Below are 25490 nucleotides of genomic sequence, written 5' to 3'. Positions count from 1 at the left end.
TCTCAACCTCAACCATAGGCTTAGAGTTATGTCAAGTAGTTCCGCGCAAACAGAACGGTAGGGGGCCAATGCCGGTGATCGCGGCAGGCGCGCCGACGCGCCGCGGGGCAATTTTCCGTCGAACTACTTGACAGTGGGCAGATCTGGGCTGGACACGTCGTACGTGTGCCCCGGTTGGGTCAGCAGCGCGGCGAGCTTCAGCGCCTTCTCGTCGGTCCGATCGTTGGTCCCCCACACCACCACCCGACCGTCGGTCAGCGTCAGCGCGATCGAGGCCACCGACGGGGCCGCGATCCGGCCCACTTGCGCCACCACATCCGGCGGCAGTGCCGACATCACCTCGAGCGCAGCCTTGGTGGCCGGATCGGCCGGGCCCGGATGGTCGGCGTCCAGATACGGCAACGTCGGCGGCGGCGGTTCGGTGGCGAAATCGACGCCGTCCCGGTCGAACAGATGCGGACCATCGGGATAGTCCTTGACCACCACCGGCACCCGCTCGACCACCGTGATTCGCAGGGTCGACGGATACTCGCGCTGCACCCGGGCGGTGGCGACCCGCCGGATCATGGCCACCCGCTCGGCGACCGCGTCCGTGTTGATCTGCAACAACGGTGTACCGGGTGCCACCGCCGCAACCGCCAACACCTGTTCCTGCGGCACTGCGGCCACGCCGGTTACCAGCACATTGCGCGCCGACATCGCCGGCGTGAAGTACAGAACCAGACCCAATGCCACCGCTACCACGCTGGCCAGTGCGGACCACAACAACACCTTCAGACCGCGAATAGTGCTGCGCGCCACTGTGTTCGGCGTGTCTGAGGGCTGTCCGTCGACCCTGCGCTTGGCCTCGCGACGGGCATGCTCGATCGCCACGGCCCGGTCGCGCGCTGCCCGGCGCTCCTCGCGCTCGCGCCGGGCGCGGCGGCGCGGACCCTCGAAGTCGGATTCCCCCGCGGGCGGTACGTCCGACCCCGCCGCAGGCGCACCGGATTCAGCCACCGGCAGCTCACCGGACTCAGCCGAACCGGGTTCCTCGGCCGCGTCGTCGGGACCACCGGGGCCCGTTTCGGTCACGGTGAATCCGTCGAGGACCGGCCCGGCGCCTGGCGATTCGCCTTGATCCCGAGCTCGGTCAGGATCTCCTTGCCCAGCATGGTCACGTCACCGGCACCCATGGTGAGCACCACGTCGCCGGCGCGGGCCGAGGCGGCGACCGCCGCGGCGACCGCTGAGAAATCGGGCACGTAGGTGACCGGCACGCTGACATGCCCGGCGACCGTGGCACCGCTGATACCGGGCAGCGGTTGCTCACGGGCACCGTACACGTCGAGTACGAAAACCTCGTCGGCAGCGCTGAGGGCGACGCCGAACTCTGTCGCGAAAGTCGCTGTGCGCGAATACAAGTGCGGCTGGAACGCGACAACGACCCGGCCGCCACTCTGGCCCACGACCGACCGGGCGGCCTCCAGGGTGGCCCGGACCTCGGTGGGATGGTGTGCATAGTCATCGAAGACCCGGACACCGCCGAGTGACCCGACCAGCTCGAACCGCCGTCGCACGCCCTCGAATCCGGCCAGCCCGTCGAGGACGGCTTCGGCCGGTGCCCCGACCTCGATCGCGGCCAGCAGCGCACCGAGCGCGTTGAGCGCCATGTGTCGGCCGGGCACCGCGAGCCGGATCGCGCGCGGGTGCGGCTCACCGGCGAGCTGGAGGTGTGCCACGGCCCCGGTCCCGTGTTGTTCCCAGCTCAGCAAGGTGCCGGCCAGGTCGCCGGCACCCGTACTGCCGTAGCGCAGCACCCGGATCCCCAATGCGTCAGTGTGTTCGGCGAGCGCAGCAGAGCCCGGGTCATCGGTGCAGACGACGAGTGCGCCGCCGGGTGCGATGCGATCCACGAATGCGGAGAACACCGCGGTGTAGGCCTGCTCACTACCGAAGAAATCCAGGTGATCAGCCTCGATGTTGGTGACGACCGCGACATTCGGGGTGTACTCCAGCAGCGAGCCGTCACTCTCGTCAGCCTCGGCGACGAAGCACGTCCCGCTGCCGTGATGGGCATTGGTACCCGCCTCGCCCAGTTCACCACCCACCGCGAACGACGGGTCGAATCCGCTGTGCTGCAACGCCACGATGAGCATCGACGTCGTCGTGGTCTTGCCATGCGTACCCGTCACCATCAGCGTCGTGTAGCCGGCCATGAGCTTGGCCAGCACCACCGGGCGCAGGATCACCGGGATTCCGCGGCGCCGGGCCTCGACGAGTTCCGGATTGGTCTTGGGGATCGCCGCGTGGGTGGTGACCACTGCGGTCGGCCCGCCCGGCAACAGATCCAGTGACGATGCATCATGACCGATTCTGACCTCGGCACCGCGGGCCCGCAGGGCCACGACGCCGCGCGACTCCTTGGCATCCGATCCGGACACCAGGCCACCCCGGTCCAGCAGAATCCGGGCCACGCCCGACATCCCGGCTCCCCCGATCCCGACCATGTGCACTCGCTGCAGTTCAGCCGGAAGTGAATTACCTTTCACTGCAGCCTCTTTCGTTGAGCACGGGCGACATCCAGGGCGACCTGAGCCACCCGCCGAGCGGCATCGGGATGGCCCGACAACGAGGCGGCAGCCGTCATCCCCGCCAACCGGGCGTCGTCGGTCATCAAGCCGGCGACCGTATCGGCCACGAATTCGCCGTTGAGCTGCGCATCGTCCACGATGATGCCGCCGCCGGCCGAAACCACCGGCAGGGCGTTGAGCCGCTGCTCGCCATTACCGATCGGTAGCGGGACATACACAGCCGGCAGTCCGACGGCGGTCACCTCGGCAACCGTCATCGCCCCGGACCGGCAGATTGCCAGATCGGCCGCGGCATAGGCCAGATCCATTCGGTCCAGATACGGCACCGCGACATACGGCGGTGCGCCCGGCGCAGCCTGCGGCAGATCAAGGGTGTTCTTCGGCCCGTGCGCATGCAGCACCGAAACACCCGCAGCACCAAGGGCTTCGGCGGCAGAGGACACCGCACGGTTGAGCGACTGCGCCCCCTGCGAACCGCCGAACACCAACAACACCTTGGCATCCGGTGCGAATCCGAAATGTGCCCTGGCTTCGGCACGCATCGCCGCACGGTCCAACGACGTGATCGCGGCGCGCACCGGCACCCCGACCACCTCGACCTTGCGCAGCCCGGGTTCGGGCACTGCCGAGAGCACCCGGCGAGCCGACAACGCACCGACCCGGTTGGCCAGGCCGGCACTGGCGTTGGCCTCGTGGACCACCACCGGGACCGCGCGCCGACGCCCGTGCAGACCGAAACCACCACGGGCCGCGAGGTAGGCCGGCAGTGCGACGTATCCGCCGAACCCGATCACCACGTCCGCCTCGACACCGGCCAGCACCGACCGGGTCTGGCGAATCGCGGTGCGCACCCGGAGCGGCAGGCGCACCAGATCGCCCGACGGCTTGCGCGGCAGCGGTACCGGAGTGATCAGCTCGAGGTCGTAGCCGCGTTGCGGAACCAGCCGGGTCTCCAGACCGCGGGCGGTTCCCAGGGCGGTGATCCGGACCTGCGGGTCGAGTTCCCGTAGCGCGTCGGCGACCGCCATGGCCGGTTCGACGTGACCCGCCGTGCCGCCCCCAGCCAGAACGACGGAGATCCCCCGGTCCCTTGTACCCTCACTCACCCGTAACGCTGACCTTCCAAAATCCGGGCCCGTTGACCCTGTTTCCGCTGGCCTGCACCATATCGGACCGAGGACCTACCGTCGCCGGCCGGCTGCTGACCAGCGGCGCGTCCGGACTGGCGTACCGGCCGGTCGGCGGCATGCGGCGCGCGGCGTCGGGCGCCCCCCTGCCCCTGCTTCGTCCCGCTCTTTCCGGATCGGGCCTGCCTGCCCGGTTGCTTACCGGAAGTCGGCTTGGCCCCAGCCTTGCCTGCGGGTTTGCCCGCACCGCGTGAGGGCGCCTTCCGACGATCGTGCAGCCGGTTGCGGGCGGCCTCAAGACGGGTGGGGACATAGGGTTCGGGCAACGGCAGGCGCAGCAGCCGGGTCATCCGATCATCGCGTCCGGCCCGCAGCGCCGCCACGGCCTCCGGTTCGTGCCGGGCCGCATTGGTGATCAACCCCATCATCAGAAGTGTTGTGGCTTGCGAAGATCCACCCGCCGAGATCAACGGCAGCTGCAGCCCGGTAACCGGCAACAGGCCCACCACGTAGCCGACGTTGATGAACATCTGGCCGACCACCCACAATGTGGTGGTGGCTGTCAGCAGGCGCAGGAACGGATCGGCGGACCGCCGGGCGATGCGCATGCCGGTGTAGGCGAACAGTCCGAACAGTGCCAGCAGACCCACCGCGCCGACGAATCCCAGCTCCTCGCCGATGATCGCGAAGATGAAGTCGTTGTGGGCGTTGGGCAGGTAGTTCCACTTTGCCGTCCCCTGGCCCAGTCCGTCACCGAAGATGCCTCCGTTGGCCAGCGCGAACCGGGCCTGCCGGGACTGGTAGCCGATCCCCTGTGCATCGGCCGCCGGGTCGAGCCAGGACTGCACGCGGTCGGACCGATAGCCCGCCGACAGCGCCAGCACGCCGGCCGCCAGCACCGCGGCCAACAGCGAGGACAGGAATACCCGCAGCGGGAGGCCCGCGTACCACAGCAGACCGAGCAGGATGATGCTCAACGAGACGGTCTGCCCGAGGTCGGGCTGGGCGACGATCAACGCGAGCGCGATCACCGCGGCAGGCACCAGCGGGATCAGCATCTCGCGCAACGAGGCCCGTTCCATGCGCCGGGCCGCCAGCAGGTGCGCACCCCAGATCGCGAAGGCGATCTTGGCCAGCTCCGAGGGCTGCATCGAGAACCCGGCGACGACGAACCAGCCGCGAGAGCCGTTGGCCACCTTGCCGATTCCAGGGATGAGCACCAGGATCAGCAGCACGATGGTGAAGGCGAACCCGGGGAACGCGATCCGGCGCAAGGTGCGTACCGGCATCCGCAGGGCCACATAGAACGCGATCAGCCCGACGCCCGTCCACATCACCTGGCGGCCGAACACCGCCCAGGGTGACCCGTCGAAGTCATACGAATACACGCCCGACGCCGAGAGCACCATGATCAGACCGAGCGTGGTGAGCAGCGCAGTGACCGCGATGATCAGGTGAAACGAGGTCATCGGACGGCCCAGCCAGGCGCCGAACCGGGTCCGCGGAGCCTCCGTCGATGTGCCTGTCGAATCGGAGGTTGCGCCCGTTGCGGCACCGTCACGGCGGCGCAACCGGGCCAGGATGCCGGCCACCTCGGCTACCCGATCGCGGCGCGGACGGCGCCGGCGAAAGCATCGCCACGCTGGCCGTAGCCGCTGAACTGATCGAAGGACGCACCGGCCGGGGCCAGCAACACGGTGTCACCCGCGCCGGCCAACCCGCGGGCGACATCGACGACCGCCGCCATGACCGCGTCGGAGACCGCACGGTCCCCGACATCGATCACACGAGTCACATGATCACCAATAGACTCATTTGTCTCAAGCACCCCAGAATCCTCCCCCGTCACAACCTCGACAACGGGTACATCCGGCGCGTGTCGCGATAACGCATCGGCAACCATCTGCCGATCCCGACCGATCAGCACCACAGCAACCAGGCGATTCGCCACCTCACGCACCAACTCGTCAACCGAGGCGCCCTTCAGCAAGCCGCCGGCGATCCAGATCACGCGGTCGAACGCGGTGATCGAGGCCTGCGCGGCATGTGGGTTGGTGGCCTTGGAATCGTCGACGTAGCGCACCCCGTCGGCCTCCCCGACCAGCTCGGCACGATGCCTGCCGACCTGGAACGAGGCCAACGCGCTCGCGATCGAACCCTGGGCCACCCCGACGGCACGGGCCAGTGCCGCGGCCGCGAGCGCATCGAGCACGCCGACCGGACCGGCCACCCCGATCGTCGCGGCATCAGCCAACTCGACATCGTCGCCGAACGCACGGTCGACGAGCTTGCCGTCACGCACGCCGAGCTCGCCGGCGGCAGGTTCGCCCAGCCGGAATCCGACCCGCACCCGCGCCCCGGCGGCCGGCAGCAGACCGGCGGCCACCGGATCGTCGAGACCCACCACGGCCACCCGTCCGGCCAGCGCGCGAGCCTTGTCGGCGGCATAGCCGGCCATCGAACCGTGCCAGTCCAGATGATCCTCGGCAACGTTGAGCACCACACCGGCGTCCGGGCGCAGCGAGGGAGCCCAGTGCAACTGAAAACTGGAGAGCTCGACCGCCAGCAACTCCGCGGGCTGGTCCAGAACGGCCAGCACCGGGTCACCGATATTGCCGCACAACAGGCTTCGACGCCCATCGGCCAGCAGCATCTCGTGCAGCATCGACGTGGTGGTGGTCTTGCCATTGGTGCCGGTGACCACCAGCCAGCGCCGCGGCGGGCCGTAACGACCCGCGGCATCCAGCCGCCAGGCCAGCTCCACATCGCCCCAGATCGGTACCCCGGCCCCGGCCGCGGCGGCCAGCACGGCAGCCGTCGGCGGAAATCCCGGGCTGGTCACCACCAGGGTGTAGTCGGCGATGGCGGCAATCGCGTCGGCCGGGTCGATGACGGCGGTGCCCTGCTCGGCCAGGACGCGCAGGGCATCGGCGTTGTCATCGCACAGCGTCGCCGCCACGTTCAACGGTGCCAGCGCCGCCAGCACGGCACGTCCGGTCACCCCGGCACCGGTCACCAACACCGGGGCACCCGGGGTCAGCAGCGAGAGATCGTCGTCACCGCCGCGCCCGCCGGATGGGCCCGCCACCGTCAGGCCCCGACTGCGGTGAGCCACTCGCTGTAGAACAGGGCCACACCCAGACCACAGGCGATCGCCGTCAGCAGCCAGAACCGGATGATGACCGTGGTCTCGGCCCAACCCACCAGCTCGAAATGATGATGGAACGGAGCCATCCGGAACACCCGGCGCCCTGTGGTGCGAAACGCCAGGATCTGCACCACCACCGAGGTCACCTCGGCCACGAACAGTGCGCCCAGGACGACCGCCAGGATCTCGGTGCGGCTGGTCACCGACAGCCCGGCGATGATGCCGCCCAGCGCGAGCGAACCGGTGTCACCCATGAAGATCTTGGCCGGCGCGGCGTTCCACCACAGGAAGCCGATACACGCGCCGGCGGTCGCAGCCGCGACGAGGGCCAGGTCCAGCGGGTCGCGCACGTTGTAGCAGCCCAGACCCGGAGCCGTGGCACAGGCATTGCGGTACTGCCAGAACGTGATCAACACGTAGGCCGCGGTGACCATCGCCATCGCGCCTGCCGCCAACCCGTCCAGACCGTCGGTGAAGTTCACCGCGTTGGACCAGGCACTGACGATCACGACGCAGAACAACACAAAAACCCACGACGCCAGCGTGACCGTGGCGATCTCGCGGACATAGGACAGCTCGGGGCTGCCCGGGGTCAGACCGTTGCCGTTGCGAAACTGCAGCACCAGCACGCCGAACAGCACGGCGGCGGTCAGCTGGCCGACGGTCTTGGCGGTCTTGTTCAGGCCCAGGTTGCGCGAACGACGCAGTTTGATCAGGTCATCGACGAACCCGACCAGGCCGAGCATCGTGGCCAGCCCCAGCACCAACAGCCCCGAGGCCGACGGACCGTCACCGCCCAGCGCTACCCCGACCAGGTGAGTGCCCAGGTAGCCCGCCCAGATGCCGGCCACGATCGCCACGCCACCCATCGACGGCGTTCCGCGTTTCTTGGCGTGACTGGCCGGGCCGTCCTCACGGATCTCGTGGCCCAGCCCGCGCTTGGTGAACAGCCGGATCAACGCCGGCGTGAGCAGGATCGAGACCGCCAGTGCGATACCGACGGCAATCAGGATGAGCTTCATCGGTCGGCGTTCCCAACTTCTCCTGCCGTCGGAGACGGCGATCCAGCTCCTGCCGTCGGAGACGGCGATCCAGCTCCTGCGGCAACCAGCGCGTCGGCCAGGGCACCCAACCCCACCGAGTTGGATGCCTTCACCAGCACCACGTCCCCGGGCTGCAGCTCAGCCCGCAACAGGGCGAGCGCGGCATCGGCGTCGTCGACCATCGTGGACTCAGATCCCCACGAACCCTCCATCACCGCGCCGTGGTGCATGGCGTTCATAGTCCTCCCGGTTCCGACGACGATTAACCGAGACACATCTAAGCGCACCGCGAACCGTCCGATGGCGTCGTGCTCGGTTATCGCGTCGTCGCCCAGTTCGGCCATTTCGCCCAACACCGCCCAGCTGCGCCGCTTTCCGTGCAGGTCACCGCCGGCATCACCACCACCCTGGCGGGCCATCCAGGCCAGCGCCTTGAGGCCGGCACGCATCGAATCCGGGTTGGCGTTGTAGGCGTCGTTGATGACCGTCACACCGTCGGCGCGGGTGCCGACCGCCATCCGGTGCCGCGAGACCGGGCCCGCGCCCGCCAGCGCGGTGGCCACCTGGTCCAGATCGGCGCCGCACTGCAGCGCGACCGCAGCCGCACACAACGCATTGCCGACCTGGTGATCGCCGTGCACCGCCAGCGCCACCTCGACTTCCCCACCGCCCGCGTGCAGCGCGAACCGCGGGCGGGCCAGATCGTCGAGGGTGACCGGGCCGGCCCACACGTCGACCGCCGCGCCGGGCTCCCGCGAGACCCGCACCACCCTGGCCTCGGTTTTGCCGGCCATCGCCGCCACCGCGGTGTCGTCGACGTTGAGGATCACCACCCCGGAGGACGGAACAGCTTGTGGCAACTCGGCTTTGGTACTGGCAATGGCCTCGCGCGAGCCGAACTCACCGAGGTGTGCGGTGCCCACATTGAGCACCACCCCGATCTGCGGCGGGGCGATGGCGGCCAGGGCGGCGATATTGCCCGGATGCCGGGCCGACATCTCCAGGATCAGGTAGTCGGTCTCGGGCGTGGCGCGCAGCACGGTCCACGGATGCCCCAGCTCGTTGTTGAACGAGCCCGGCGGCGCGATCACCTGCCCGAGCGGATCCAGCACCGCCGCCAGCAGATCCTTGGTCGAGGTCTTGCCCGAGGATCCCGTCACCCCGATGATCGTCAGCCCGTCGGCGACCAGTTCGGCTGCGACCGCCGCTGCCAACTTGGCCAGCGCGGCCAGCACCGCTGCACCGGACCCATCGGTATCGAATTCCAGAGCGCCAGAAGCGGTGTCGGCGCCCTTTGGATCGGGGGAAACGATGATCGCGGGCACCCCGACCGGGCGCGCGGCCAGCACGGCTACCGCCCCGGCCGCCACCGCCCTCGCCGCGAAGTCATGGCCGTCGGACCGGGCACCGGGTAGCGCCAGGAACAACCCACCGGTGCCGATCGCCCGGGAGTCGAATTCGACGGTGCCGGTGACGCGGGTCGCGGCGGCCTCGTCGGCAGTGATGTCGGCCAACTCGCCGCCGACGATCTCGGCGATCCTGGCGATGGTCATCTCGATCACGTGCCCGACTCCCCTTCCACGAGTGCCTCCAACGCCGCAGCCAATTCGTCACGATCGTCGAACGGCCTGGTGTGGCCGCCACCGGTCTGCCCGCTCTCGTGGCCCTTGCCGGCGATCAGCACGATGTCACCGGGCCCGGCCCAGGCCACCGCGCGGTCGATGGCCGCCCGCCGGTCCGCGACCTCCACGATCTCGGCGCCCGACCGTGCTTCAGCGGCCCCGGCCATGATCGCCGCGCGGATCAGTGCGGGGTCCTCGTCGCGGGGATTGTCATCGGTGACGACGACGAGATCGGCCAACTCGGCCGCGACCCGCCCCATCGGCGCGCGCTTGCCCGTGTCCCGGTTGCCACCGGCCCCGAACACCACGCCGATACGGCCCGGTCCCGACGCTCGCCGGGTGCCTTCTCCCGTCGCTGCGTTCGCCCCGCGATCATCTCCCGTCGCTGCGCTCGCCCTCAATGTCTCCAACACCGCCTGCAGAGCACCAGGCTTGTGCGCGTAATCGACCAGTGCCAGGAACCGCTGTCCGCGGTCGATCGGCTGCAGCCGACCCGGCACCGTCGCCACCTGCAACCCCGGAGCCGCCTGCTCAGGCGTCACCCCGGCCCCGTCCAGCAGGGCGATCGCCAGCGCCGCATTGGCGACGTTGTAGGCACCGGTCAGCCCGATCCGAATCTGGTGGGCCACGCCCGCCGGGTCCACGAGGGTGAACTCCTGGGACCCGACGCCGACCGCCGCGACATTGCGCACCTGCCAGTCTGCCGACGCGCCCGCGGAGCTGACGGTCGTCACCTTCTCGGCCCGGCCGGCCATCGCCACGCCCGCATCGTCGTCGACACAGACCACCGCGGCGGCGGCATGGTTACGCGACGCCGGATCGAACAGGCCGGCCTTGGCCTCGAAGTAGTCCTGCATCGTCGGATGGAAATCCAGGTGGTCGCGCGACAGGTTGGTGAACCCGCCGAGCGCGAAAACGATCCCGTCGACCCGGCCCAGCGTCAGCGCGTGGCTCGACACCTCCATCACCACGGTGTCGACACCGCTTTCGACCATCACAGCCAGCAACGCCTGCAGATCCGGCGCCTCGGGAGTGGTCAGCGCGCTCGGCAGATCGCGTCCGGCGATACGCACGCCCACCGTGCCGATCAGTCCGGCCACCCGGCCGGCGGACCGGAGCCCGGCCTCGGCCAGATACGTCGTGGTGGTCTTGCCCGAGGTTCCGGTCACCCCGATGACGGTCAGACGTTCCGACGGACGTCCGTACACCTCGGACGCCACCGCACCGAGCACCGCACGCGGGTCGGAATGGATCAGCACCGGCACCTGCAGCGCACCCAACTCGGCGGCGCCGGCAGCATCGGTCAGCACCGCCACCGCACCGGCGGCCACCGCCTCGGCCGCGTAGCGCGCACCGTGCACCGCCGATCCCGGCAGTGCGGCGAACAGGTCGCCTGGCCGGGCGTCCTGACCGCGCAGGGTCACGCCTGTCACCCGAAGATCCGGCAGGGGATTTCCGGTGGCGGATACCGCTTGGACCTGTTCGGCGAGCGGCACGAGGTATTGGCCGGCGGGACGGCTGGGACGCAGCTTCATGGCCATGCCACAGTACCCATCTGCGGGCCACCGACCGCACCACCCACGGCGATGGGGGTCAGGTCGCCTGCAGGGTCAACCGCGGCCCCGGATCGGCCGACAACGGGACGTTGTGACGTTGCAGCAGCCACGAGGCGATGTTGTGGAACAGCGGCGCCGCCGAGGATCCCGGTGAGCCGTCCGCGGCGCGGTGCGGCGCGTCCATCATGATGCCGATGACGTAACGAGGATCGTCGGCAGGCGCCATGCCGGCGAAGGTGATCCAGTAGACGTCGTCGTAGTAGCACCCGCACGCCGGATTGATCTGCTGCGCCGTACCGGTCTTACCGGCGATCTGATATCCCTCGACGGCGGCCTGCGGGCCGGTGCCCTGCTGGTAGCCCATCGGGTCACGCTGCACGACGGCGCGGAACATGTTGCGCACCGTACGGGCGGTCTCCGGTGTCACCACCCGAACCCCTTCGGGTCGCGGCTCATCGGTCCGGGTGCCATCGGGCGCAATCGTGGAGTTGACGATCCGCGGCGGCATCCGCACCCCGTCGTTGGCGATCGTCTGATACATCCCCGCCATCTGCAGCAGCGTCATCGAAAGACCCTGTCCGATGGGCAGGTTGGAGAACGAGCTGCCCGACCACTGATCGATGGGCGGCACCAGACCCGAGCTCTCGCCCGGCAGTCCGACGCCGGTGCGCTGACCGAGCCCGAACCGGCTGACCATGTCGTAGAACCGATCCGGACCCACGCGCTGAGCCAGCATCAGGGTGCCGACGTTCGACGACTTCCCGAACACACCGGTCATCGTGTATGGCATCACGCCGTGGTTCCACGCGTCGCGGACGGTGACCCCACCCATGTCGATCGACCCGGGCACCTGCAGCACCTCGTCCGGGTTGGCCAGACCGTACTCGATCGCGGCCGAGGCCGTGATGATCTTGTTCACCGAGCCGGGCTCGAACGGCGAGGACACCGGCAGGTTGCCCATCTGCCGGTGCTCCTGCCGACCGAGGTCCTGACTCGGGTCGAACGTGTTGTCGTTCGACATCGCCAGTACTTCACCGGATTTCGCATCGAGCACGACTGCCGAGACGTTCTTGGCACCCGAGGCATCCTTGGCCTGCTGCACCTGCTGCTGGACGTAGTACTGGATGTCGTCATCCAGGGTCAACTGCACAGTGGAGCCGTTGACCGCGTCGTGCCGGTTCCGGTAACTGCCCGGAATCACCACACCGTCGGAACCCCGGTCGTAGGTGACCGAACCGTCCGAGCCGGCCAGTACCGCGTCGAGCGAATCCTCAAGCCCCAGTAGGCCGTGGCCGTCCCAGTCGATGCCGCCGACGATATTGGCGGCCAGCGATCCACCCGGGTACTGCCGCAGATCTTGACGCTCGGCACCGACTTCGGGGAATTTTTCCATGATGGCGCCGGCGATCGCGGGGTCGACCGCACGGGCCAGATAGACGAAACTCTCGTTGCTCCGAAGCTTCTTGAGCACGGTCTTGAAATCTGGCCGGTTGTCCAGCCGGGTGGCGATCTCCTTGGCGATGTCGGAGAGCCGGCGATCCGGATCCGGCGCCTCGCTGGATTTGTCCTTCGCCTCGGCCAGCTGCTTGCGGACCCGGACCGGCTGGAACGTCAGCGCCTTGGCCTCGATGGTGAACGCCAGCTTGTCGTCGTTGCGGTCGACGATGCTGCCCCGCATGGCCGGATTCACGTCGGTGACCTTGAGCTGGCTGGCCGCCTCGGCGCGCAGACCTGCTGCCCTCGGCACCTGAAGCGTGAACAACTGCACGGCGGCGATCACCAGCACCGACAGCATGACCAGGTTTCCGGCGCGGTGCCGGAACACGAAAGACGAGCTGCGCAAACCCATTTCGGTCGCCGCAACGCGCGTGCGGCGAACCCGGGCCTCATGCCCCGGCCCGGGCGCGGCCTTCTTGGCCGGCTGTGGCTTCGGAGACCGGCCCTGGCCGCCCGGGCGGCGGCTCATGCGGCGGGCACCGGGGCGTTGACGGCGGCAGCCGGGACATGTGCCGCCGGGGCGGTCGGTCGGCTGAACTGCTCCAGAGGAACGACGGGGACGGGAGCGGCCAGCGCCTGCGCCGGCCCGGCCGGCGCAGGGGCAGCCGGCGGTGGCACGACCGGTCCCGGCGCAGTGGGCACCCCGGCGACGGGCGCGTGCGCCGGGTCGATGACCTGTTGCGGCACCAGTTGCACGGGATCAACCTGCGCGGGAGCCGCCAAGGGTGCCGGCGCCGGAACGGCGAGCACATCCGGTGCCGGCGCCGCCGGACCCGGCAGGGCCGGTCCGGGCACCGGCGGTACGGCTCCCGGCGCACCGTGGGGCGCGTCGGCCTGCGGGACCGGAATACCCGGGACGACAGGAGAACCCGGACGCGGTGTCCGGACCGTCAGCTCGCGCGGATCGACCACCTTCGGGGCCGGGGGCGCGGGCGGCGCAGGCGGGGCCTCCTCGGGCAGCGGCGTGTTCAACGGGGGCGGAGGCACGCCCTCGGCGGGCTTGGGGGTACCGACGACGGTCCAGTTACCGGCTGCATCCTGCACCAGGTGCGCGGTATCGCGTGACGGGATCATGCCCAGATTGCGGGCCGACTCGGCCAGTGCCGGTGCGGCCTGCGCCTCGAGCACATCGCGTTCCAGCGCCTCTTTCTGTTGCAGCAGGCCCTGATTGACCTGGCGGGCGTGCCCCAACTGGTAGGACCGCTCGGCAGAACCGGTCGACAGCCACAGCGTGACCGCGAGTCCCAGACCCAGCGCCGCGATCACCAACACGACGAAGGGGACACGGGAGAGCAGTACGCGCGGGTTCAGCTCGATCGAGGCCAGCCGGACCAGCAGACGTTCCCGCAACCGGACCCGCAGTGGCGGACGGACAACCTTGGGGGCCTTGGCCTTACGGGCCTTCGCCCGTGCCTTAGCCTGGCTGGTGTTCTTGGGCCGAGCCGGCCGGGTACCCGGCCGTTGATTCGGTCCGGCAGCCGGTGCCGTGCGTGCGGGCCGCTGTTCGGAACCCGGCCGGCGCTTGCGCGGCGGGGCCTGATCGGTGCGCCGCCCACCACCTCGCGCGGGTTGACGCACCGGACGCCTGCGGTCTGCCTCACGCAACTGTTCGGGTCGCTTGACCTTCATCGGTTACCCCCTTCCCCCACCTTTTCCAGTGCCCGCAGCCGCACCGGAGCGCTACGCGGATTGCGATCGATCTCACTTTGGCGGGCCTTCTCGGCACCGCGGGTCAACGCGACGAATTCGGGTTCATGGCCGGGCAATTCGATGGGCAGGCCGGGCGGGGTACGCGATGCGGTGGCGGCAGCGAAGGCCTGCTTGACGATCCGGTCCTCGAGCGACTGGTAGGACATCACCACGATCCGTCCGCCGTCGGTCAGCGCGGCGAGCGCGGCAGGCAGTGCGGCGCGCAGCGAGTCCAGCTCGCCGTTGACCGCGACCCGAAGCGCTTGGAAGGTGCGCTTACCGGGGTGCCCCCCGGTCCGCCGGGCCGGCGCCGGGATCGCCTCGTAGAGCAACTCGACCAGTTCACCGGTGGTGGAAAACGGTTTGTGCACACGCCGTTTGACCGCCTTGTCGGCTATCCGTCCGGCGAAGCGCTCCTCGCCGAAGTCGCGCAGGATCCGCGCGATCGACTTGGCGTCGTAGGTATTGAGGATGTCCGCGGCCGTCAGTGGCGCGTCCGGATCCATCCGCATGTCCAGCGGCGCATCCGCGGAGTAGGAGAAGCCGCGTTCGGTCTGGTCGAGTTGCATCGAGGACACCCCGAGGTCGAACAGCACACCGTCGATCTGAGTGAAGCCGGACTCCGCAATCGCCCCGGCGATTCCGTCGTAGCAGGTCCGCACCGGCCGCATCCGATCGCCGAACGGGGCCAGCCGGGCACCGGCGATGCCGAGCGCGGTGGGATCCCGGTCCAGACCGATCACGTGCAGACCCGGGAAGTCGGTCAGAAAGCGTTCGGAGTGGCCGCCTGCGCCGAGCGTGGCATCCACCAGAACCGCGCCCGTGCCGTCCTCATGGTGGCGGGTGAGTGCGGGGGCCAACAGCTCGACACAGCGGTCGAGCAGTACCGGGATGTGACCGTGGTCCTGGGAGTCGGACTGATCTGGGGAATCTGGCACCGCTGAAACACCTCCGCTCGGAATGGCCCCTGCACCGGGGTCTCTGTCCGAATTAACGGACCTGGCGTCGGGGAAGTACGCCAGGGCCAATTCGGGCAGAGGCCTCGCTGCACGGGCTAAGTCCAGGCCGGCCGCCGGTTCAGCGGCCGCATCAGCGGCGCCATCAGAGAACGTCGCGAGTTTCATCGGTGGCCGCGGAGAAGTTTTCTTCGTGGGTCTGCTGGTAGGACTCCCACGCTTCGGCGTCCCAGATCTCCAGGTAGTCGACCGACCCGATGACCACGCATTCCTTGGACAGGTTTGCGTACCTGCGGTGGTCGGCCGACAGGGTGATCCGACCCTGTCCATCCGGACGCTGCTCGTCGGCGGCCGCGGCGAATACCCGCAACTGTGCGCGACGTTCCGGATGCGCCTTCGCCTCTTCCACCGCTTTACGTGCGCGTTCCTCGAACTCGTCCCGTGGGTACACGGCCAGGCTGTGATCTTGACTCTTCGTGACCATCAACCCTCCTGCCAGTACGTCGCGGAACTTGGCGGGCAGCGTGAGCCGCCCCTTGTCGTCGAGCTTGGGCGTGTAGGTACCCAGAAACATCTGGACACCTCCCGCCACCGGAGTTCGGATCGCTTGCGAGATCCAGGCCTTCTGCCCTCCGAACGGGGCTCCGATTTCCCCGTTGGCCGCCACTTTACCCCACGATCCCCCACTTTGCTCCATTTAGTCCGCCAAGTTTGGGCACTCCCCCCACCTGAACACCCCATATCTCCGTGCTCAGTGCGTATTCATCCGCAGGGCGCGATCATAAGAACAGAAAAACCGCAGGTAGCGACCTATCGCGAGAGTGTGGGGGGATGTGGGGCGAAATTCCCTGAGAATCTGCCGTGCTCCCCACGCCGCCCCACGGATCCACCCGGCAGAACGACACCGGCGTGTCGCTGGACCGGCGCCCGACACCAGGCCCAGACATCCGGAACGCACAAAAAAGGGGGCAACCCGTTACGGGCTGCCCCCTGAATCCGTCTGACGGCTCAGTCGTCGAACCGGCGTCGGAACCGGTCTTCCATTCGAGTGGTGAACGACCCGCCACGTTGACGACGCTGCCGCGTCCTGGGCCGCACGCCCGGGACCACCGGTCACGCGCGGGCCGGTGACGGCGAACACCACGCCACCGAACATCACCACGAATCCCACCACCGACACGATCGGAAAATCGCCCATCCAGAGCGACTCCACTGCGAGTCCGATGACCAGTAGAGCCAGGCCCACGATGAACAGCAACGCGCCCTGAAGCCTGCGCCGAGCCGAGGGCGCACGCAAAGACCCACCACGAACGCTCGAGGCGAACTTGGGATCCTCGGCATAGAGCGCGCTCTCGATCTGGTCGAGCATGCGCTGCTCATGATCGGAGAGTGGCATTCGTCCCTCCTTGCCGACGCCGCCGTCGCGATTCCACGTGCCCGCAATCACGGGCACCTAACGCTAATGATACGAGGTCGATCCGAGCCGTACCACCTTGTTCACCGTCGATTGTAGGTCGTCGCGAGATGGCCCGGGTCGACGGGACCGAACGTCCTGCGGCCGGATAATGCTGAAGATAATGAAATGGGCAGGGCACCAGGCGGGCGAAAGGGCGAAGGCATTGGCGACGTATCTCATCGATCTGTCGCCGGACGACATGAAGCGCCGGCTTCCCGAGGCGCTGCGCGTGTACGTCGACGCCATGCGCTATCCACGCGGAACCGAGGAGCAGCGCGCCGCGCTGTGGCTCGAACACACCCGGCGCGCAGGCTGGAAATGTGTAGCCGCGGTCGAGGCGTCGGACGCCGATCCGGAGTCCGGTGCCGCCCCAGATCTGGCGGACCTGCTCGACGCACCGCTGAACGGGATCGCCTACGGCTACTGCGGCGCGCCGGATCAATGGTGGCAACAGCAGGTCATCTCCGGTTTGCAGAGAATCGGCACCAACCCCGGCCACATTGCCGACCTGATGGCCAGCTACTTCGAACTCACCGAGCTGCACATCGAGCCCCGGGCCCAGGGTCAGGGCCTCGGCGAGGCTCTGACCAGGCGACTACTGGCCGGGCGGGAGGAATCTCACGTGCTGTTGTCGACCCCTGAGATCACCGGCGAGTCGAATCGGGCGTGGCGCTTGTACCGGCGGCTGGGGTTCACCGACGTCATCCGCGGCTACCACTTCGCCGGCGACCCCCGGCCGTTCGCCATCCTCGGTCGCCCACTGCCGTTGTGAGATCTGGCACGATGACCAGCGTGCATGTCCGACCACCGAGCCGTCGCAGCCGCACCCGCCTGCTCACGTGGGTGATGTTGTTACTGATCCTGCCCATGGCGGTGGGCTGCGTCCGGGTCCGCACCTCGATCACGGTCTCCCCCGACGACCGGGTGTCCGGTCAGATCATCGCCGCAGCCAAGCCGCGGAACGCCGATGACCGGGGTCCGCAACTGCTGAACAACCTCCCCTTCGCGACCAAGGTTGCCGTCTCGGAGTACAGCCGCGACGACTACGTCGGCTCCCAGGCGGTGTTCTCCGACCTCACGTTCGCCGAACTGCCCCAGCTGGCCGGCATGAACCGGGATGCCGCCGGAGTCGACATCTCCCTGCGCCGCGCCGGTGACCTGGTGATCCTGGAGGGGCGGGTGGACCTCACCTCGCTCAACGATCCGCAGGCCGACGTTCTGCTCACCGTGTCGTTCCCTGGGGAAGTGACCTCGACCAACGGCGACCAGGTCAGTTCCTCGATCGTGGAATGGAAACTGCGCCCGGGAATCGTCAGCACCATGAACGCCCAGGCCCGCTACACCGACCCCAGTGCCCGGTCCTTCACCACCGCGACCATCTGGCTCATCGTCGGCGCACTCCTGGTCGCCGGCGTCATCGGGGGCTTGGCCTGGATGAGTCGGGACACCTCCCCGAAACCGGGTGACCCGGTCGCCGGCAGCGACTGACCGCGCGCCCCGTCCCCGCCGAGCACGTTGCTACACCACTCACTTGATACGAAACGCGCGGCACGCTCTACCCTGAATGCACTCACCGGACACACCGTTGACGACAGAAAGGGGCGGGCGCTGAGCGTGCAAACATCGGCTCCGTCAACCGTCGAGCTGGCCGGAGCCGTCACCGACCAATTGCGCGACTACCTGCGTGAGCGCCGCCTCGACAGCGAGTACATCGGAACCGACTACGCCGAACTGACCGCGGCTCTCGAAGAATTCGTCCTGCGCGGCGGTAAGCGGATGCGCCCGGCCTTCGCCTACTGGGGCTGGCGCGCGGTGATCGAGCCGGCGGACCGACCCGCGGGTCCCGATGTGTTGAGGTTTTTCGCCGCGCTGGAATTGCTGCAGGCCTGCGCCCTGGTGCACGACGACGTCATCGACGACTCGGACACCCGTCGTGGCCTGCCCACCGTCCACCGGGTGTTCGCCGACCGGCACCGCGACCGCAGCTGGCACGGTTCGTCACGGCAGTTTGGCTTGTCGGCGGCCATCCTGGCCGGCGATCTGGCGTTGTCCTGGGCCGACGACATCGTCGCGTCGGCCGACATCCCCGCCGACGCGCAGCAGCGCGTTCAGCAGGTTTGGCGCCACATCCGCACCGAGGTGCTCGGCGGCCAGTACCTCGACATCGTCGCGGAATCCAGCGGGGCCGAATCGGTGGCCTCGGCGATGAACGTCAACACCTACAAGACCGCGTCCTACACCGTGGCCCGGCCACTGCAGTTGGGCGCCGCCGCGGCCGCCGACCGGCCCGACGTGCAGCAGATCTTCCACCAGGTCGGCAACGACCTGGGCGTCGCATTCCAACTCCGCGACGACGTGCTCGGGGTGTTCGGCGATCCCGCGGTGACCGGAAAGCCCTCCGGTGACGACCTGCGATCCGGCAAGCGCACGGTGCTGCTGGCCGAGGCTCTCGAGCTCGCCGACAAATCCGACCCCGCGACCGCAGCACTGCTGCGCACCTCGGTGGGCACTGAACTGTCCGACGCCCAGGTGGGCGACCTGTGCCGGGCCATCGAGTCGGTGGGCGCCCTGGCCGCGGTCGAGGCGCACATCGAGCTACTGACCAACCGTGCCCTGGACACGCTGGCAGCCGCCCCCATTCACGCCCAGGCAAAGACCGGCCTGGCCGAGATCGCCCGGTTCGCGGCGAACCGGTCGGCATAGGAGCACGGCAAGCACGCCATGACACACACACCGACCGAGACCTCGAGCACCGGTTTCGCGCAACACCTCTCACGCCTGGCCGCATTCGCAGTGTCCGCCGATGCCCGTCCGGCCCGGCTGGGTTTCCTGGGCGCCACGCTGCTGACCATCGGTGGACTCGGCGCGGGCAGCACCCGATTGCACGACCCGCTCCTGGAGTCCCTGCACCTGTCCTGGCTGCGATTCGGGCACGGCCTGGTGCTGTCCTCGATCCTGCTGTGGGTCGGCATCGCGGTGATGCTGATCGCCTGGTTGTGGCTGGGCCGGCGCGTGATCGACCGCACCGCCACCGAATACACCATGGTGGCCACGACAGGTTTCTGGCTCGCACCCCTGCTGCTGAGCGTTCCGCTGTTCAGTCGGGACACCTACTCCTACCTCGCCCAGGGTGCCCTGCTGCGCGACGGCTTCGACCCCTACGTGGTCGGGCCGGTGGAGAATCCGAACCTGCTGCTGGACAACGTGAGTCCGATCTGGACGACGACCACCGCGCCCTACGGACCGGCCTTCATCCTGGTCGCGAAGTTCGTCACGATGCTGGTGGGCGACAACATCGTGGCGGGCACCATGTTGCTGCGGCTGTGCATGCTGCCCGGCCTGGCGTTGCTGATCTGGGCGACGCAGCGCGTCGCGCGCCACATCGGCGCGAGTCCGGCGACTGCGCTGTGGGTCTGCGTGCTCAACCCGCTGGTGATCATCCATCTGATGGGTGGCGTACACAACGAGATGCTGATGGTCGGGCTGATGATGGCCGGCATCGCACTGACGTTCCGACAACGCCCCGTCTGGGGTGTCGGCGTGATCGCCCTGGCCGTCGCAGTCAAAGCGACCGCAGCCCTTGCACTTCCGTTCGTTGTATGGGTATGGACGCGACAGCTGCGCGACCGCCACGGCCACCCGCCGGTGCGGGCATTCGTCCTGGCGACCGCCGCTTCCATGGCGATCCTCGCCGCGGTGTTCGCGGTGATGTCATGGCTCGCCGACGTCGGCCTGGGCTGGCTGTCCGCCCTCGCGGCCGGCAACGTGAAGATCATCAACTGGTTGACCGTGCCCACCGCCGCCGCCAACCTGATCAACGGCATCGGCGGCCTGATCGTCCCGGTGAACTTCTACGCCGTGCTCGAAGTCACCCGCATCATCGGCATCCTCGTCATTCTGATCGCCCTGCCGCTGTTGTGGTGGCGCTACCGGCACACCGACCGCGAAGCCCTCATCGGCACCGCCCTGGCGATGGCGGTGGTCGTGTTGTTCGTTCCCGCTGCGCTGCCCTGGTACTACACCTGGCCGTTGGCGGTGGCGGCCGCCCTGATCCAGACCCGGCCGGCCATCGCGGTGATGGCCGGGATGTCCACCTGGATCATGGTGATGTGGAAACCCGATGGGGCGCACGGCATGTACTCGTGGGCGCACGTCCTGCTGACCACCGCATGTGCGGTGGTGGCGTGGTACTCGCTGTACCGCGCACCCGAGCGGCCCGCGACTGAGCCGGCGGCCGAGAACCAGCCGTCAGTAGCCTAACGCCTGCGCGCGGCGCAATACCTCACGTGCCTGGTGCGAATGCAGGGCGTCGACCGGGCGGGCATTCGACACCTGCTCGGTTCGGCCGTCTGCCGTGATCGTCAGCGACTCGTCCGGAGTGAACAACCAGCGCACGATCTCGGTGTCGCGGTAGCCGCCGTCGCGCAGCACGATCAGCAGGCCGGGCAGGTGCTTGACCACATGACCTTCGTCATCGAAGAAGATCTCCGGCACCACCATGACGCGGTTGCGGCGCACGGCGATCAACTGCCCGTCGCGCAACTGTTGATGCACCTTGGTGACCGGGATGCCGAGCAAACCCGACACCGTCGGTAGGTCGTAGACGGGCTCGTCGGGGTCCAGGACATCATCGGCGACCGGAATGCTGCTCACCGCACTGATTCTAGGACCACGGCCGCAACTCGTAACATGTGTCCGGTGGAGCAGCAATCGGATCCACTCGTCGGCACCATGCTCGACGGGCGCTATCGCGTGGACACCGCCATCGCCACCGGCGGCATGTCCACGGTCTACCGCGGCCTCGACGTCCGCCTGGACCGCCCCGTGGCGCTCAAGGTGATGGACTCCCGCTACAGCGGCGACAGCCACTTTCTGACCAGGTTCGGCCGCGAGGCCAAGGCCGTGGCCCGGTTGAAGGATCCCGGGTTGGTCGCCGTCTATGACCAGGGGCTCGATCATCAACACCCGTTCCTGGTGATGGAGTTGGTCGAGGGCGGCACGCTCCGCGAGCTGCTGGCCGAACGCGGCCCGATGCCTCCGCACGCGGTTGCTGCGGTGCTGGCTCCGGTACTCGGCGGGCTCGCGGTGGCACATCGCGCCGGCCTCGTGCACCGCGACGTCAAACCCGAGAACGTCCTGATCTCCGACGACGGCGAGGTCAAGATCGCCGACTTCGGCCTGGTGCGCGCTGTCGCCGAGGCGAAGATCACCTCGACCAGCGTGATCCTGGGAACCGCGGCCTATCTGTCCCCTGAGCAGGTGAGCACCGGCGACGCCGACCCGCGTAGCGACGTGTACGCCGTCGGTATCCTCACCTACGAACTGCTCACGGGTGTCACGCCGTTCACCGGGGACTCGCCGCTCACCGTGGCCTATCAGCGCATGGATAACGATGTGCCCGCACCGAGCGGGGTAATCGCCGGAGTCCCAACGCAATTCGACCAGTTCGTGCGCCGTGCCACCGCACGCGATCCGGGACAGCGCTTCGTCGACGCCGACGCGATGCGGGCCGAGCTGGCCGAAATCGTCGAAGACCTCGGCCTTCCGGCGTTCCGGGTACCTGCACCGCAGCATTCGGCGCAGCACCTGGCCGCCACCCGCGTGCATGACCTCGGCGCCTCCGACGATCACCGCGCAGAGACGACGGCCGTCGTGACGGCGGCGCCCCCCTCCCCGGCGGTGACACCGCCGGGTGCTCCCGCACCGCGCCTGCCCACCCGGGAGATCACCCGCGACCAGCACGACTGGGCGCCGATCCCGGCCGACCCGGAAGCGGACGAATACGCTTTCGGGGCAGGGCAATTCGCCGGTATCGAGCTGAGCGAGTTCCACTGGGCGCGTCAGCGCGCCAAACGGATGCTGGCGTTCTGGGTGATCGCGGTACTCACCCTGACGGGCCTGGTTGCCACCGCGGCGTGGACGCTGGGCAGCAACGTCGGCGCGCTGCTGTAGCCGACCGGACCGCCAGGAATCACGCTAGCTGCGCAGCATCTCCGCGACCAGGAACGCCAACTCCAGGCTCTGCTGGGTGTTGAGCCGCGGATCGCACGCCGTCTCGTAGCGGCCGGCCAGATCCGAATCCGAGATGTCCTGCGCCCCACCGAGACATTCGGTGACGTTCTCGCCGGTGATCTCGACGTGTATGCCGCCGGGATGGGTCCCCAGGGCGCGGTGCACCTCGAAGAACCCCTGCACCTCGTCGACGATGCGGTCGAAGTGGCGGGTCTTGTAGCCGGTCGACGCCTCGTGGGTGTTGCCGTGCATCGGATCGCACTGCCAGATCACCTGGTGGCCGGCGGCCTGCACCTTCTCGATGATCGGCGGCAGCAGATCCCGCACCTTGTTGTTGCCCATCCGCGTCACCAGGGTCAGTCGGCCGGGCTCGTTGTTCGGATCCAGCCGCTCGACGTACTCGACGGCCATCTCCGGAGTCGTGGTGGGCCCCAGCTTGACCCCGATCGGATTGGCGATCACCTCGGCCAGCGCCACATGGGCCCCGTCGAGTTGCCGGGTGCGCTCCCCGATCCACAGATAGTGCGCGGACAGGTCGTACAGCTTGGGCGGCCCGTCCGGGTTCTCGGCCCGATCTGCCAGCCGCAACATCGACCGTTCGTAATCGATGACCAGGGCCTCGTGACTGGCGAAGATCTCGGCGGTCTGCAGGTTGCGGTCGGCCACCCCGCAGGCAGACATGAACTTCAGGCCACGGTCGATCTCCCCGGCCAACGCCTCGTAACGCGCCCCGGCCGGCGACGTCCGGACGAATTCGCGGTTCCAGTTGTGCACCAGATCCAACGACGCCAATCCCGACGAGGTCAGCGCACGGACCAGGTTCATCGCGGCGCTGGCATTGGCATAGGCCCGCACCAACCGCGACGGGTCATGCTTGCGCACCGCGGCGTCGGGGACGAAGCCGTTGATCATGTCACCGCGGTAGGACTTCAGGCCGAGCGCATCGATATCGGATGACCGCGGCTTGGCGTACTGGCCGGCGATGCGCGCCACCTTGACCACCGGCATGCTGGCGCCGTAGGTCAACACCACGGCCATCTGCAACAGGGTGCGGATGTTGGCCCGGATGTGCGACTCGGTGTTGTCCACGAACGTCTCGGCGCAATCGCCGCCCTGGAGCAGGAAGGCCTCGCCACGGGCAACATCGGCCAGCAGGCCCTTGAGCTTCTCGACCTCCGACGGCACGGTGACCGGCGGCACGCTCTCCAACACCGTGCGCATGGCCTTCGCCGCGTCCGCATCCCAGCTGGGCTGCTGCACAGCCGGCTTGGCCAGTGCCGCATCAAGCCGTTGCCGTAGCTCATCTGTCAGCGGGGGCAGTGGCGGCAGCTGGTCGATGGGGATGTCAACGGTCCAGTTCACCCGTTCATGGTAGCCGCCGGTGAACGGCCGATTCAGGGTTGTCGGGTGCCGGATTCCCGCGCCGGGGTGAGCCCGATCCCCGTCATCAACTGGAACCGGTGCAGATTGTGCCTGGCATCGACGAGCGCATCGTGCGCATCGGTCGGTCGTGCCGGCATCCGCGGCGATCCACGGTCCTCCCAGAACTGGCGCAGCTCGCGGGTGAACCGGGGCATCGCCGGAGGCAGATCGGTCATCGGCCCCCACAGCTGGCACAGCACCACGTGGTCGTAGGCGCCCACCCAGGCCCACAGCTCGATCGGCTCGTCACCGTCGATGTCGAAAAAGTCCTCCAGCTCCGACCGGATCTGGCGCCGCGACCGCCACAGCTTCGACGACGGCGACGGCAGCTTGGGCAGCACGTGCTTGCGTACCCACCGGCCGGCCCGGTCCGGATTGAATTCCGTCGAGATCGCGTAGTACTCGCGGCCGTCCTCGGCGGCGACGCCGATCGAGATCAGCTCGATGGTGCGACCGTCGTCGATGAACTCGGTGTCGTAGAAGTAGCGCATCAGGCCGCCGTCCGGGTCGGGTCACCCGGTGCCGGGGCGGCATGGACCTCCCGATCGAGTTGTGCGTCGACAGTGGCGTCGTCGGGAACCTTCGGCATACCGGTGATCGCGTCCTGCAACCACAGCTTGGCCTGCACCACGGGCCGGCGCAGCCAGCGCTCCCGCTGCAGTGCGCGGTGCATCCTGCGGGGTTGGCCCGTGTAGCGCCAGCGCGCCCACGGCGCATGCGGCCGCGACAGCCGAACTGCCCCGACGAACAGCAACGGGGTTATGAACATGCCCACCAATCCAGTCCAGACCTTGCCTTTGAGCAGAACCACCACCGCCAGGAGCAGGGTCAGCACCGCAACCGCGACCACGACCGCCCGCCCGACCGGCGACTGGTCCTCCCGCCAGATACCGATATCAAAGAATGACAGGGGATTGAAACCCAGGATCAACAGCCCGGCCACGGCCACCGCGGCGAACACCGCATCCACCGAGGTACGGCCGTCCTGGGCCCAGTACACATCCGACAGATGCAGGATCAACGCGAACTCGTCGAGCACCAGGGCCGCGCCGATGCCGAAGAACACCGCGGCCACGGTGAACTCCGCTACCCCGCCGTTGACCGCGAGCGTCACCATCGTCACGCCCGACACCATCACCAGTACGACGCCGATCACCATGTGGTGGATGTGCACGGAACCGTGTCCCATGTTGCGGGGCTGCCACCACTTCGGCGGCCGTTCGTCGCCGGCGTTCCGGCGGATGTAACGCACCACGAGTCGCGTCACGAAGAACGTGAGAATGAACGCCACCAGGCAGCACAGCAACGGCAGGCGATCCCGGGTGAGGAAATCGAGTTGAACGGTCGCATGCACGGACAGAGAACTTACGCCGCCCCACGCGCGTCGCG

General features: G+C 68.4%; 21 protein-coding genes and 1 pseudogene. 5 read left to right on the top strand and 17 right to left on the bottom strand.

Annotated elements, in window-relative coordinates; genetic code table 11:
* Positions 1–123 precede the first annotated feature (123 nt).
* From G6N44_RS01605 to G6N44_RS01545, 13 genes and pseudogenes are all read right to left on the bottom strand, one after another.
* On the bottom strand, positions 124–999 hold the full coding sequence (locus G6N44_RS01605) for a cell division protein FtsQ/DivIB (RefSeq protein WP_235683032.1): 876 nt from the start codon (positions 997–999) through the stop codon (positions 124–126).
* Positions 1000–1070: 71 nt separating this feature from the next.
* Positions 1071–2531 carry a UDP-N-acetylmuramate--L-alanine ligase gene (gene murC, locus G6N44_RS01600; protein ID WP_163660539.1) on the bottom strand — a complete coding sequence of 487 codons (1461 nt, stop codon included), beginning with the start codon at positions 2529–2531 and terminating at the stop codon, positions 1071–1073.
* Positions 2528–3601: an undecaprenyldiphospho-muramoylpentapeptide beta-N-acetylglucosaminyltransferase gene (murG, locus tag G6N44_RS01595; protein WP_235683031.1), complete on the bottom strand. Its 1074-nt coding sequence runs from the start codon at positions 3599–3601 to the stop codon at positions 2528–2530. The genes murC and murG overlap by 4 nt, the downstream gene beginning before the upstream one ends.
* Before the next feature lie 74 nt (positions 3602–3675).
* The gene (ftsW, locus tag G6N44_RS01590) at positions 3676–5292 is read right to left on the bottom strand and encodes a putative lipid II flippase FtsW (protein ID WP_163660535.1); all 1617 of its coding nucleotides are present in this window, start codon (positions 5290–5292) and stop codon (positions 3676–3678) included.
* Positions 5293–5297: 5 nt separating this feature from the next.
* Complete coding sequence (gene murD, locus G6N44_RS01585; RefSeq protein WP_163669475.1) at positions 5298–6788, bottom strand: UDP-N-acetylmuramoyl-L-alanine--D-glutamate ligase; 1491 nt, start codon at positions 6786–6788, stop codon at positions 5298–5300.
* 2 nt (positions 6789–6790) lie between these two features.
* Positions 6791–7870, bottom strand: coding sequence for a phospho-N-acetylmuramoyl-pentapeptide-transferase (mraY, locus tag G6N44_RS01580; protein WP_163660533.1), 1080 nt, complete (start codon positions 7868–7870; stop codon positions 6791–6793).
* Positions 7867–9453, bottom strand: coding sequence for a UDP-N-acetylmuramoyl-tripeptide--D-alanyl-D-alanine ligase (locus tag G6N44_RS01575; protein WP_163660531.1), 1587 nt, complete (start codon positions 9451–9453; stop codon positions 7867–7869). Before G6N44_RS01575 ends, mraY begins: the two co-directional genes overlap by 4 nt.
* Positions 9450–11054 carry a UDP-N-acetylmuramoyl-L-alanyl-D-glutamate--2,6-diaminopimelate ligase gene (locus tag G6N44_RS01570; protein WP_163660529.1) on the bottom strand — a complete coding sequence of 535 codons (1605 nt, stop codon included), beginning with the start codon at positions 11052–11054 and terminating at the stop codon, positions 9450–9452. Before G6N44_RS01570 ends, G6N44_RS01575 begins: the two co-directional genes overlap by 4 nt.
* Positions 11055–11106: 52 nt before the next feature.
* On the bottom strand, positions 11107–12918 hold the full coding sequence (locus G6N44_RS01565; RefSeq protein WP_407666173.1) for a peptidoglycan D,D-transpeptidase FtsI family protein: 1812 nt from the start codon (positions 12916–12918) through the stop codon (positions 11107–11109).
* Positions 12919–13031: 113 nt separating this feature from the next.
* A complete protein-coding gene (locus G6N44_RS01560) occupies positions 13032–14195 on the bottom strand; it encodes a cell division protein FtsL (protein ID WP_163660525.1) in 1164 nt (387 codons plus the stop codon).
* Positions 14192–15193: a 16S rRNA (cytosine(1402)-N(4))-methyltransferase RsmH gene (rsmH, locus tag G6N44_RS01555; protein WP_163660523.1), complete on the bottom strand. Its 1002-nt coding sequence runs from the start codon at positions 15191–15193 to the stop codon at positions 14192–14194. The genes G6N44_RS01560 and rsmH overlap by 4 nt, the downstream gene beginning before the upstream one ends.
* A 163-nt stretch (positions 15194–15356) precedes the next feature.
* Entirely contained in the window at positions 15357–15785 is a 429-nt protein-coding gene (gene mraZ / locus G6N44_RS01550) for a division/cell wall cluster transcriptional repressor MraZ (protein ID WP_163660521.1), read from the bottom strand.
* 434 nt (positions 15786–16219) lie between these two features.
* Positions 16220–16607 (bottom strand): annotated as a pseudogene (locus G6N44_RS01545) (DUF3040 domain-containing protein).
* A gap of 223 nt (positions 16608–16830) precedes the next feature.
* Between G6N44_RS01545 and G6N44_RS01540 the strand changes: the two are divergent.
* The 4 genes from G6N44_RS01540 to G6N44_RS01525 all read left to right on the top strand — a co-directional run bounded on the left by G6N44_RS01540 (position 16831) and on the right by G6N44_RS01525 (position 20927).
* Positions 16831–17439, top strand: coding sequence for a GNAT family N-acetyltransferase (locus G6N44_RS01540; RefSeq protein WP_163669473.1), 609 nt, complete (start codon positions 16831–16833; stop codon positions 17437–17439).
* Positions 17440–17450: 11 nt separating this feature from the next.
* A complete protein-coding gene (locus tag G6N44_RS01535) occupies positions 17451–18155 on the top strand; it encodes an LppM family (lipo)protein (protein ID WP_163660519.1) in 705 nt (234 codons plus the stop codon).
* 126 nt (positions 18156–18281) lie between these two features.
* On the top strand, positions 18282–19370 hold the full coding sequence (gene idsA2, locus G6N44_RS01530) for a bifunctional (2E,6E)-farnesyl/geranyl diphosphate synthase (RefSeq protein WP_163660517.1): 1089 nt from the start codon (positions 18282–18284) through the stop codon (positions 19368–19370).
* A gap of 18 nt (positions 19371–19388) precedes the next feature.
* On the top strand, positions 19389–20927 hold the full coding sequence (locus G6N44_RS01525) for an alpha-(1->6)-mannopyranosyltransferase A (RefSeq protein ID WP_163660515.1): 1539 nt from the start codon (positions 19389–19391) through the stop codon (positions 20925–20927).
* Here G6N44_RS01525 and G6N44_RS01520 read toward each other — a convergent pair.
* The gene (locus G6N44_RS01520; protein ID WP_163660513.1) at positions 20916–21320 is read right to left on the bottom strand and encodes an Rv2175c family DNA-binding protein; all 405 of its coding nucleotides are present in this window, start codon (positions 21318–21320) and stop codon (positions 20916–20918) included. The two genes, G6N44_RS01525 and G6N44_RS01520, sit on opposite strands and share 12 nt — an antisense overlap.
* A 36-nt stretch (positions 21321–21356) precedes the next feature.
* Between G6N44_RS01520 and G6N44_RS01515 the strand changes: the two genes are divergently transcribed.
* Positions 21357–22619 carry a protein kinase domain-containing protein gene (locus G6N44_RS01515; RefSeq protein ID WP_163660511.1) on the top strand — a complete coding sequence of 421 codons (1263 nt, stop codon included), beginning with the start codon at positions 21357–21359 and terminating at the stop codon, positions 22617–22619.
* 24 nt (positions 22620–22643) lie between these two features.
* Here G6N44_RS01515 and G6N44_RS01510 read toward each other — a convergent pair whose 3' ends face one another.
* The 3 genes from G6N44_RS01510 to G6N44_RS01500 are packed head-to-tail and all read right to left on the bottom strand — an operon-like array spanning position 22644 to position 25455.
* Positions 22644–24041 carry a class II 3-deoxy-7-phosphoheptulonate synthase gene (locus tag G6N44_RS01510; protein ID WP_163660510.1) on the bottom strand — a complete coding sequence of 466 codons (1398 nt, stop codon included), beginning with the start codon at positions 24039–24041 and terminating at the stop codon, positions 22644–22646.
* A gap of 32 nt (positions 24042–24073) precedes the next feature.
* On the bottom strand, positions 24074–24592 hold the full coding sequence (locus G6N44_RS01505) for a polyadenylate-specific 3'-exoribonuclease AS (protein WP_163660508.1): 519 nt from the start codon (positions 24590–24592) through the stop codon (positions 24074–24076).
* Positions 24592–25455: a hypothetical protein gene (locus G6N44_RS01500; protein ID WP_163660506.1), complete on the bottom strand. Its 864-nt coding sequence runs from the start codon at positions 25453–25455 to the stop codon at positions 24592–24594. Before G6N44_RS01500 ends, G6N44_RS01505 begins: the two co-directional genes overlap by 1 nt.
* Positions 25456–25490: the final 35 nt, after the last annotated feature.

It is taken from the genome of Mycolicibacterium alvei, from assembly GCF_010727325.1.
In the GTDB taxonomy this organism is placed as follows: domain Bacteria; phylum Actinomycetota; class Actinomycetes; order Mycobacteriales; family Mycobacteriaceae; genus Mycobacterium; species Mycobacterium alvei.
Note: the sequence above shows the minus strand (reverse complement) of the source record. Positions and strands in the feature narration are given on the sequence as shown.

Bases quoted from the DNA above. Each gene is read 5' to 3' on its own strand.
- G6N44_RS01525 (WP_163660515.1), top strand. From the start codon at position 19,389: ATGACACACACACCGACCGAGACCTCGAGCACCGGTTTCGCGCAACAC.
- G6N44_RS01570 (WP_163660529.1), bottom strand. From the start codon at position 11,054: ATGGCCATGAAGCTGCGTCCCAGCCGTCCCGCCGGCCAATACCTCGTG.
- mraZ (WP_163660521.1), bottom strand. From the start codon at position 15,785: ATGTTTCTGGGTACCTACACGCCCAAGCTCGACGACAAGGGGCGGCTC.
- mraY (WP_163660533.1), bottom strand. From the start codon at position 7,870: ATGAAGCTCATCCTGATTGCCGTCGGTATCGCACTGGCGGTCTCGATC.
- G6N44_RS01515 (WP_163660511.1), top strand. From the start codon at position 21,357: ATGTGTCCGGTGGAGCAGCAATCGGATCCACTCGTCGGCACCATGCTC.
- murG (WP_235683031.1), bottom strand. From the start codon at position 3,601: ATGGCGGTCGCCGACGCGCTACGGGAACTCGACCCGCAGGTCCGGATC.
- G6N44_RS01560 (WP_163660525.1), bottom strand. From the start codon at position 14,195: ATGAAGGTCAAGCGACCCGAACAGTTGCGTGAGGCAGACCGCAGGCGT.
- G6N44_RS01535 (WP_163660519.1), top strand. From the start codon at position 17,451: ATGACCAGCGTGCATGTCCGACCACCGAGCCGTCGCAGCCGCACCCGC.
- G6N44_RS01565 (WP_407666173.1), bottom strand. From the start codon at position 12,918: ATGGGTTTGCGCAGCTCGTCTTTCGTGTTCCGGCACCGCGCCGGAAAC.
- G6N44_RS01505 (WP_163660508.1), bottom strand. From the start codon at position 24,592: ATGCGCTACTTCTACGACACCGAGTTCATCGACGACGGTCGCACCATC.